General features: G+C 66.0%; 5 protein-coding genes. 4 read left to right on the forward strand and 1 reads right to left on the reverse strand.

The features are described 5' to 3' along the window. The first annotated feature begins 17 nt into the window (after window positions 1-17). The 4 genes from AAFU51_17955 to AAFU51_17970 all read left to right on the forward strand — a co-directional run bounded on the left by AAFU51_17955 (window position 18) and on the right by AAFU51_17970 (window position 9,623). Window positions 18-3,374 (forward strand): tubulin-like doman-containing protein, encoded by a 3,357-nt coding sequence (locus tag AAFU51_17955; protein MEO1573138.1) that lies wholly within the window; start codon window positions 18-20, stop codon window positions 3,372-3,374. 147 nt (window positions 3,375-3,521) lie between these two features. Beyond that, window positions 3,522-3,986 (forward strand): hypothetical protein, encoded by a 465-nt coding sequence (locus AAFU51_17960; GenBank protein ID MEO1573139.1) that lies wholly within the window; start codon window positions 3,522-3,524, stop codon window positions 3,984-3,986. Window positions 3,987-4,075: 89 nt separating this feature from the next. Continuing rightward, window positions 4,076-6,262 carry a hypothetical protein gene (locus AAFU51_17965; protein ID MEO1573140.1) on the forward strand — a complete coding sequence of 729 codons (2,187 nt, stop codon included), beginning with the start codon at window positions 4,076-4,078 and terminating at the stop codon, window positions 6,260-6,262. A gap of 169 nt (window positions 6,263-6,431) precedes the next feature. After that, window positions 6,432-9,623, forward strand: a complete 3,192-nt coding sequence (locus tag AAFU51_17970) for a hypothetical protein (GenBank protein MEO1573141.1) — start codon at window positions 6,432-6,434, stop codon at window positions 9,621-9,623. A gap of 178 nt (window positions 9,624-9,801) precedes the next feature. Here the strand turns inward: AAFU51_17970 and AAFU51_17975 are convergent, their stop codons facing one another. Continuing rightward, window positions 9,802-10,002 carry a hypothetical protein gene (locus AAFU51_17975; protein MEO1573142.1) on the reverse strand — a complete coding sequence of 67 codons (201 nt, stop codon included), beginning with the start codon at window positions 10,000-10,002 and terminating at the stop codon, window positions 9,802-9,804. Window positions 10,003-10,231: the final 229 nt, after the last annotated feature.

The following is a 10,231-nucleotide window of genomic DNA, read 5'->3' on the forward strand; positions in this document are numbered from 1 at the left end:
CCTCTTCCTCGTTGGCTATGCACGAAGTCCCCACGCTCCTCATCGGCCTCGGCGGCGTCGGGTCGAGCATCGTCGACCGCGTCTACGGCATGATCCCGCCCGAGCGCCGGTCGCGCATCGCCGTCCACGCGTTCGACACCAACGTCAACGACATTAAGCAGCTGCGCCACCTCAAAGGGCGCGTGACGCAGACGAGCACGAATTGGACGGTCGGGCAGTACCTCTACCACGCCGAGGAGCACGTCCGCGACTGGTTCCAGGACGAGGACCGCGAGCTCCGGCGCAAGCTCCTCACCGACGGCGCCGGGCAGGTGCGCCAGGTGTCACGCCTCGCCTACCGCGCCGCGATGGAGAACGGGAAGCTGACGGCGCTCCAGAGCCAGATCGGCGAGGTCTTCCGCGCCACCGGCGAAGACTCCATCTCGGCCGTCCGCGTGATGATTTGCTGCACGCTCGCGGGCGGCACCGGGGCAGGCATCTTTCTCCAGACGGCGCTCTACCTCCGCGAACTCCTCGACCGCCGCTTCGGCAAGAAGAACGTCCTCGTGCGGGGCGCCTTCATCCTCCCCGACACGCTTGTGCTCTCCAACACGCTCGACGCAACGGAGTGGGAGAACGTCCGCGCGAACACCTATGCGTCGATGAAGGAACTCGACGCCATCATCAAGAACGAGGGCGTCACCATCGAGCTTGAGTACCGCCCTGGGCAGACGGACCTGATGGGCCGCCCGAGCCTCGCGCTCACGGACGAGCACCTCCCCTACCGCTTCAGCTTCCTCTACGACTACGAGAACACGGCGGGCGAAAACCTCGGCGGCTTCGGCAACTACATCGATCAGGTCATCAAGACGCTCTACGTCCAGCTCTTCACGCCCATCGCGGCGGATGCCTTCTCGGTCGAGGACAACCGCATCCTGAGCTTGATCGAGTCGGAAGGACGGGCGCGCTACGGCGGCGCGGGCGTAGCGACGCTGACGTACCCGTACGACGACCTCGTGCAGTACTGCGCCCTGCGCTGGAGCACGGACAACCTCTCCGACGCCTGGCTCAAGCTCGACGACGACTTCGAGCAGGAGTTGCGGCAGTATGAGCGCGACCTGCAAGCCGGCGTGGCGCGCACGCGGCCGAAGATCGGAGAACGCTACCCGCAACTGCTGTCCTCGTACGCCTCCGACGAGAACCCGCAGCCCTTCTTCCGGCAGGCCTTCGCGCAGACGCGCCTCCAAGACAAGCAGGGCCGCCCGACGACGCCCCTCGCGCAGTCGTTTCTCCAGTCCATCGACGACGAGATCGAGAAGCGGATCAGCGAGGACGCCGAGGTCGCGCAACTCGCGGCGCAGGCCGAACTCATCGACGAGGAGCTGAGCGAGCGGGCGCTGGCCGCCGACCACGTGCAGGACGTCGAGGAGGCGCTGTGGGCGCTCGGCGAGCGCGTCAAGAAGGCCATCGACGAGAACAAGGTCTTCCTCACGAACCAGATCCTGCTGCGCGACTACGACGAGCCCAGCGGCGCGGGCGGGCAGGCGTACCGCCTCAACACGTGGATGCTGCGCTCTCCCGAGGCGCTGCACCCGGTGTCGGTCCGCATGGTACTCTACGAGACGACGCTGCTCCTCGAAGACCGCCTCCGCACGCTCGGCCCCGAGAACGAGCAGCGCAAGGCGGGCCTCGACCGCTATCGCGAGTCCTACGACGACCCCGAAACCGAAGACGTGATCGAGTCGCCCGAGGACCGCGTGCGCACGGCGCTCGACCAGGGCATGCTGCGGCGACTCCTGGACAACCGCTTCAAGGATTTCGTGGAGGAGTACCGCGACAAGGCCACGCGGCAGAAGCGATCACTCCAGCGCTACTACAAAGACCGGCTCACGGAGCTCGTCCTTCGCGAGACGCTGCGCGCGCTCCAGGCGATGCTCAGCGAGTGGGAGCGCTACTTCAAGAACCTCCGCGAGACGCGCAACGCACTCCTGCGCGAGCGCAACCAGCGCGCCGCCGAGCACGAGCGCGTTGCCGACCCGACGAAGCGGTTTGTGCTGGCTACGGAGGCGGCCAAGGAGGCGCTGTGGGAGGACATCCGGCTACAATTCGTCGGCACCATGCTGCCGGAGGAAATCGCGCGCGAGATCTTCCTGGGGCAGTACCGCCGCTTCGTCGCAGCCCGGCTGGGTGAGCGCACCGAGGCACAGGGGGCGGCGACGACGGAGGCGCAGTTCCGGCAGGACGTCGTCGCGTGGTGCCGCGCGCAGCTCGGCAAGGTGGACCGCCTCGACCTCAACGTGATGGAGGCGCTGCGTCGGGAGGCGCAATCCATGAAGGACGCAGGCGAGGCGACTCACGAAGACGCCTACATGGGCGACCAACTCAAACGGCTTGACAACCTCGCCAGGCCTTTCGTGCCCGAAGCGCCGGGCACGGCGCGCATCAAGTTCTGGGGCCTCCACCCCGAGTCGCTCGAAACTCTCCACGAGGACCAGCGCGAAGAGTGGCTCGGCGAGGGCCGCGTGGAGGACCCCGCGTTCTCCCGCCGCGAGGTGGTGCGCTATCAATCGCTCTACGGCCTCACGGCGCAGGACTTCCCAAAATTCTCCGCCGGGGACCGCGACGAAGGCCGCGCCGCCGGGGCCTACTTCCGCGCCTACCAGGAACGCATCCGCAAGCTCACCGGGCAGGCCGACGTGCGCTCCGTGACGCCGCACCTCGACAAGCGCTGGCACCTCCCGGCCTACCTCCCTGATCTCAACGAGGCGTTCCACGCGCAGGACATGCAGCGCATCGACGCGGCGCTCTTGCGGGGGCTCGCGCACGGGCTCTTCAAGGTCGTCCGCGAGGACGGGCGCGAGGTGTGGGAGTTCTCCGGCACGGCCGGGCCGCAGCTCGTCCGCATCCACGGTGAGCCCGTATTGGGGCAACTCCACGAATTGCATGGCGCGCTGCTCTTCAACCCGGCCATCGTGGATCAAGCCTTGGAAAAGGCGGACGATGCCCGTGCTCGCGACCGCCAGCAGTACCCGATGACGCAGCCGCAGACCATCGCCCGGCACGCGTTCTATGCAGGCGCGAAGGCCGTGCCTGGTCTCGAAGGCACGCCAAGCCTGCTCGACGCCGTGCTAGCCTATCCGCAGGCCGACCCCGCCGACGAGCGCCTCCCCGAGCAGAGCGCCGACCTCCTCCGCGACTTGCTCGACGAGATCGAAGGCTACTTCCTCTACGCCTACGGGCCTACGAAGGCCAACACGGCAGGCCAGAGCGCCGCCAACCTCCTCGACAAGCTGCGCGAAGAGTCGTCGGCCTACCAGAACGCCGATGAGCGCTCGGCCGTGCGCTCGCGTTGGGACAGCGTCATCAATGCGAAGCTGGAAGCGCTGCGGGGATAAGTCCTTGCTGTATGGACGGTGCTACAGGTGCTGCATGGATAGTGCAAGCCGTACTGAGTCCACCGTCAGGAGCACCAGAATCGCTTTGTACCCCCAGTCCGACCAGTCGTCCTACGTCACTAAGTCTGCTTAGCTAATCACCTTACCATGCTCCTTGTCAAATACATCCTGGTTATCGCGCACATTGCCACGGCGGCCGCGTGGTTTGGGCTGGCGCTGCGTCTGGCGGGCCAGGCACGGAGCGTCATGGCGGTCTCCGGCGAAGCACGCTCGGCGCTCGCCAAAGACGTTGGGAAGTCCATCAGCCAGGTCGGGCTCTTCATCCTTCTGACCTTCATCTTCGGAACGGCGAACATCATCATCGCGGAGATGTGGCCGGGTACAGCCATCAACTACAACATCGCCAAATGGCCCTATCACACGAGCGTCACGCTGCTCCTCGTCGCCCTCGGCGCACACTACGCGATTACGCGTCCGGCCTGGAAGAAGGTCAGCGTCGGCGACGCGAGCGCAGCCAAACGCGTGGCGATGGGCGTTGGCATCGGGCACTTGATCTGGCTCACGGTCCTCGTCCTGATGTATTGGCCGCTCATGGTGCCGTCCCTTTCGTGAGTGCAGCCGATACGCTGCGCGTCCGCGTGCGCCTCTGCAGTCTGCACACGACGGCATAGCAGTACGGTTTAGACGACTCCGCTCCACCCATGCACACCCTCGTCCTCGATCTACACGGTGGACTGCCCGGACTGGGCGTCGCCGAGCTTGTGCTGTACCGCCCACGTGCAGCCGGGACGTTGGCCTGGATCCATGGCGGTGTGCTACGCCAGTTATCGGATGCCGAGCTAGGGCGCACCGCGGACGATGTACGGACGCACCTGACTCGCCACCAGGTAGGTCCCTGGATGCTGCTCCCGCTGCTCGACCTTCCGAGGGGAGGAGACCCTCTCGACGGCAGCGCGCTCACGGATCAGTTGGACCGCCTCCGTCGGCTCGTTCTCGAACCACTCGCGTCGCGCGGACTCAAACCGAACCGAACGGTCGCGATCACGCTCGATGGGCTCGAACGCGACCACCGTGGCGTCCCAACCGACCCAGCCGCCCGCCTACGCTGGAAACTCGACACCTTTGGGATGGCACGCGTTGATCGCAACATCGACGACGTACTTGACGCTCCGCAGCGGGCTGCGCTCAACGCCATCGTAGCCGAGCACCCTGCCCTGCTGGACGCGACTGAAGTAGAAGCCATCGCCGAGCACTGGACGGTACCGGAGCGACCACCGGGCGTTCGTCTCGACCAACGCCTCGCCACGCTCACCCCAGAGCTGCGCGCCGAGTTCGACGCGGCTCGGACGGCTGTGCTGGATGCTACGGAAGCGGCTTTGCACCTCGTCGAGCCGCAGGAGACCGGAGCCTCGCAAGGGCAGCGGAGTCGTTTCGTACGCCAGCGTCCTCGTGAGGCCTTGCGGGACCGCTTTGCCGAAGACCTAGACGCCCTGGAGACCGTGGCATCTTGGCAGGCGTTCGATCCAGCGGCGGCATTGCGTCTGGGCGCTCGCCGCCTGCTCAGCATGGAGGCCGTCGCCACCCACACGACAGTGGTGCGCCTCCGCCTTACGCGTCAGCCCGTCCCAGCGCTGCAACGGAGCCTGCTGCACCTCGCGTATGCCATCGTGGCCTTTGCCGAGTTGGGGCATCGCCCCGAGTTGGTAAGACGTCGTCAGCGCTACGCCGCCACCGTCGACATCGACGAGTCTGGGCTGGCAGCGGCGGCCGAGCTATACCAGCAGCGTTTGGAGCGCGCGCACCGCGACGTCCGTCAGCGCCTCGACGAGCCCCTTGTGGACACGGTGCCGTTGGTACGGGACCCCGACTGCGGGTGCACCCGTGCGCTCGACGTGCGAGGACGCTTCGAGGAAGTGGATCGGTGGATGCGGGTGGGTCCCGTTCGAGGCACGGACGATTTGCGGTGGGACTCCTGGGCAAACTCGGTAGGCACCGACCTCCGCGCGACGGAGGCGGAAGCCAACGCCCACATTGCCGCATGCGTCCGGTCCGACGCCGCGCAGTTTCCGGTTCCGCAGCCGCACCGCCTGACGCAGCCCATCGAAACGCTTGCGCGCGCCGAGTCTGACGCGTTGGATGCCAAGCAACGCACCCTGTTCTCCGCCGTCGTTCCCTCCAACTCGGCAGACTGGAACGAGCAGACCTGGGCCGAAGCGGTCGCCCCACGCCTCTACAGCCGCCCGCTCGGACGGGTAGTGGGCCTGTGGGTCTTCGTAGGCGCTGTGCTCTTCGCGTTGCCCTACCTAGCTGAATCGCTCACGTCGACCGTGCCTTTTGCACAAGAGCGAGCATGGTGGCTCGGTGGGTTGCTCTGTGCAGGCATCGCTCCGGCGCTTGGGGTGTTGGTTGGGCGCTGGATGAAGCTGCGGCGGACCTGGCGCGCGGCGGCACACGGCGCCAAGGAAGCGTTCGCTTCGGTGCAGTCTCGCTATCGTCTCCGCAAAGACCGCCTCGCACAAGGGTGCGAGCTTCGTGCGGCCCGTCAGCGTGTGCGTGCGCTGCGCGCCGCAGAGCGCGACTCCGGGCAACAGCGCCTCCGCCTACGTCACCATGCCACGCAGCTTCAGCATCACCTTAAGCTCGCCACTGCGCTTCGTGACCGCGCCCAACGTACCTCTGTGTCGGCAACTACACCGGCTCAGTTCGCATCCAGCCCCGGCGACCGCCTCGACCTGGCGTCCCCCCCCTATCGCAACACCGTCTATCAACTGACGCACCATCCTGGCCTGTCAAGTCCACCTGTCCGTCTTCTGGTGAACCGAAGCGAACACGAGCTCGCAGCGCCCGGGCTTGTGGGCTTGGCCGCTCTTACCCTCGATGCGGAGTAGCGTGCCTCTGCGCTGCGCAGGACATGCGTCTGCAAACTGGCACGTCGGCTGCGCTGTCTGGTGCGGCCCGCTCCGGTTCCTTGCCCCAGGCACCCGTTCACGCGAAGGTCCTACGTAGTGGTGGCTGAGCCCCCTACCTTCTGCTGCTCGTTCAATCCAGCCCCGCACTATGGTCGTCCGCGCTCTCCTCTACGTTGGCCTCGCCTACGGCCTCGTGTGGGTACTGCTTTGGCGTATCAACCGGAAACGGGAGGACCGGCATCTGCAGGGGTGGTCGCCGCTGCTGGCGCTCGTGTTTGTTGGCGAGGCGCTCCTCCTGCTCCGTCGTCTGGAAACGAGCGAGGTGGGTCGGGAAATCGAGCGTGCCCTGCGTGGGCTGCGCAGCTTGCTTGAGGAGGGCGGTGCTGTCCTTGCGCCCACTGCTGAGGCCACGCACCTCCTCTTTGGCTGGATTGCCGTCGCGCTGTTTTTACTGGCGAAGCTCTTCTTGATGGGCGTCCACCGGCTGCTCCAACGCCTGGCTCGTCGCTCGCAAGCAAAGGCCGCCGTCGAACGGGGCGATGCCCAGGAGCCGCCCACGCCGAGTCTGGCTTATGAACGCGAGGTTCCTTCACCCCACGACGTGCTCGTCGGTAGCGCTGGACGCGTTGTCCTGGCCAGTCGATGGGAATATCCCCGTCTTGTCGTATGGGCGGGTGTGGCTGTTTCCGTCCTCGCGCTCCTAGCCGTCCTCGTTGATGTGACGGTCGCCCCGCTCCCGGGTGTTGTACCCGGTCTGATGGCGCTGACCCTACTCGTGCTCGTAGAAACGGCGTGGTACCTCGGCGGTCCTCGCAAATCTGACCGCGTCGAAGAGGCCCCTGAACCTGGCGCTGACGAGGATGTCGATTTAGAGGCGTTGTGGGAGCAATACCTGTCGATTTGGCCGGAGCGGGTGCTTTCGTCCAGCCTCTCGGTTGACGTCCCTCCCGCTGCTCCGCCCAGCGCATCATCCCCACTTTCTGGCGAAGCTGCGGTTGTCTGGCAGGTACTAACCGAAGCATACCCTGCGCTCACCGCAGCCCATGCGGAGACGTTGCGCGTCCTTTGGGAACGCCGCGACGTGCTCATCAACGAGAATGCTGCGTATGACCTGTCCCCCGTCCTCTTTGCCACGCTCCAGCGCGACCTAGTCGGCGGTGAACGCGTCCTCCTGCTCGTTTCCCCGGACACGCTTGACGCACCGGAAGACCAGACGCCGGAGCCTCTACGGTGGGCAGGCGATTGGCTCCATCGGCTCTACGGCGACGGCCTTGGGTGGATCGTAGCCACGCTCGATGCGGTCCGCCGCGAGGCAGATCCCCCGCATGTGGTTGTGGCAACGCCCGAAGCCCTCCTGAACCCCGGGGTGCTCGATGCGCCCTGGTTCGATGCGCTCGCCACCGTGGTGCTTTTCGATACCGTGCGCCTCATCACGCCTGACCTCATGGCGACAGGTGCGCTGCTCCACGTCCTGCATGACCGAGCCGCCAAGCAACGCCGCACGCTTCAGGTGATCGCGTTGGCCGAGGAGCGCGGCCCGGAGCTCGAAGCAAGCCTCCGGCGCGTCCTTCCGTTCACGCCGGAAGAGCGCACCTTGGCTCGACCAACTCCCGTGGTTCCTGCTCACGCTATTCTGTGGCGTCTCGACGGCCCCCCTCTTCAACGAGCCCTGCTCTCGACACCGACGTTCCTCGGCACCGAACCCGTTCTGGCTCTCCCTGCCTGGGCGGCTGGCGTCGAGGCGATCCGCCTGGTGGAGCAGGAGACGGTCCCCGTCGCTGAGGAAATCGCTGAGGTCGACCGGCATCTCGGTGGGCTGCTGCCCGACGGGCCGTTGTCCGCTCACGAGCTCACCGGCACGGCGACTGCCCGCCTCGCCTGGTATCCCACGGCGGCGGACACCCTGCATCCGGCTCCGCGCCCGGTCGTCATTGCCCGTGATGGGGTTCATAATCCGCCAGCGACGCTGCGGCGCGCCCTCGCCCAAGGAACTGACGCCGCGCTCGTCCACGTGGTGAGCCCGCCATCGCTGCTTCGAGAGTACTTCGCGGCCCACGTCGGCTATTTCATGCGGGCTCCCTTCTCTGCCCTGACACCTCGCCCCACGGAGCGGACGGGGCTTGTGGTCGCCTACGCCTTACTTGAGCGCCTCATCGCGGCACCCATGGCCGAACCAGATGTCGAGGCTGTATTGAACCAGGCACGTCAACCGACAGGCCCCACAGAGGATCGCCTTCTCGCCCTGTTCGACGAAGCCCTAGGCCTCGACGTAGGGGCGCTTGGTGTGCTGCATGTCGAGGTCCGCGACGAGTTTGACGCCGACGTCGAGCGCTTTGAGGAGGTCGCCTTTTTCAGCCTGGATGCCCGCCTTCGCAGCCATGCAGTCCTTTCCTGGCGGCGCTCGTTCACACTGGTGGCAGGGGCAACCACCCTCGGGCACATCCCTCGGGACCAACTTTACCAGCGCGTGCTTCCTGGGCAAATTCACGTGTTTGGCGGCAAGCCCTACCAAGTGGACGCCGTCGACGAAGCCGCCGGGGTGGTGCGCTTGCACCATCGTGCTGGCACCGACCGTGCCACCTACCGTCCTGACCTACGCATCGACGTCGGACCGCTCCGAGCGCTGCGCGATGCCGACGACACGCGCGCACTGGGCCTCGGGTGGACGGCTCGGGCGATCCTTGCAGAAGCCGTTGTCGAGATTGAGACGCCCGGCTTCTTTGCGTTCAGAGACGGCATTCATCTCGCCCAGGCTTCCTACTCGTATACCGCGCTGAATGGGCCGAACGCGACCCCTGCGCGGCGCTATGACCAAGCTCGGGTGCTCCGGCTCACCTTTACGCCGGAGGGGAACGCGACGCCTCCTCCTGATCCAGACCGCCTCGCATTCACGTTGGCCTTGCTCCTCACCGAAGCGCTCCCGACACTCTTTCCCGAAGCCCACGCGTTCGTCCGCGTCGGCACTGCTCACAGCCTTGTCGGCCCCCTCGCGGATCTCATGCCCAGCTTCTCCATCGAAGGCGACGATATGGCTGCGATCTCGCTCACAGTGGTCGAGGATGCGCACGCCGACCTGGGACTCGTCCAGGCGCTCTTCGATACCTGGCCGCAGGTGTTCACACTTCTTGGCGACTATGCGTCTTGGCTCTTCGAGAACGACGCTCAGTCCGACGGCGAGTGGACGGTTGCCAGCCTCGACCCCTTGGACTTTCTTCGGTACGGCCTCGACCAGGTCCCCGATGTCCTCGACCTAGAGGGAGCTGCGAGCTTTTTGCACGAGCTGATGCCACCCTCTCTGAATGAGCGCACGCAGAGCCGCTGGCGATTCTACGGCCGATAGCGTGGCGTTGCGCTGGCCATCAGGTCTCGCACATGGAGGCGTCGGTCTGTGCGCCCCGGCTCGCCGTCTCCGAACGACTCGCCTCGACACTTTCAGCAGCGGCGATCGGGCTCAACACAAAGCGCGCGCCCGGGCTAAGTGCTCGGACGCGCGCTCGCGTGGGGTGCAACGACGCCGCTTACGCGACCTTGACCTCGACGTCGGCAGGGATGACCGCCAGTTCGAAGCGTACACCATGGTCGCCCGGGTAGGCGTCCCGGTGATCGTGTTCGTTCCGAAGGATGTCGGTCGGAATGCCCTCCGGGAACGCGCTGCACGAGGCGTTGGAGGCGGTGCGGTTGAGGTGTGCGCAGGCGGTGCACTGTGACTGAATGGCCATGGTCGTTTAGAGTAAGATTGGTGTGGATGGTTGCAGGTTTACAACCGTCCATATCGACCACTAGGTCCCAACGTGAAGAAATTTGGACCCGGTCTAAACCTACAGAAAGACCCGGGTCCACGACTGAGCCAGCCCACTTCGTACGGGAACGGTCATACCATCTCCGGGAGCTTAGTTGCGAGAGCAGGGTGCACGCACCCCCGCTCACCTGCCCCCACACCTCCATGCC

This window comes from Bacteroidota bacterium (genome assembly GCA_039821555.1).
In the GTDB taxonomy this organism is placed as follows: domain Bacteria; phylum Bacteroidota; class Rhodothermia; order Rhodothermales; family Rubricoccaceae; genus JBCBEX01.

Excerpts from the sequence above, each read along its gene's own strand:
- AAFU51_17955 (MEO1573138.1), top strand. The coding sequence starts at position 18 with ATGCACGAAGTCCCCACGCTCCTCATCGGCCTCGGCGGCGTCGGGTCG.
- AAFU51_17960 (MEO1573139.1), top strand. The coding sequence starts at position 3,522 with ATGCTCCTTGTCAAATACATCCTGGTTATCGCGCACATTGCCACGGCG.
- AAFU51_17965 (MEO1573140.1), top strand. The coding sequence starts at position 4,076 with ATGCACACCCTCGTCCTCGATCTACACGGTGGACTGCCCGGACTGGGC.
- AAFU51_17970 (MEO1573141.1), top strand. The coding sequence starts at position 6,432 with ATGGTCGTCCGCGCTCTCCTCTACGTTGGCCTCGCCTACGGCCTCGTG.
- AAFU51_17975 (MEO1573142.1), bottom strand. The coding sequence starts at position 10,002 with ATGGCCATTCAGTCACAGTGCACCGCCTGCGCACACCTCAACCGCACC.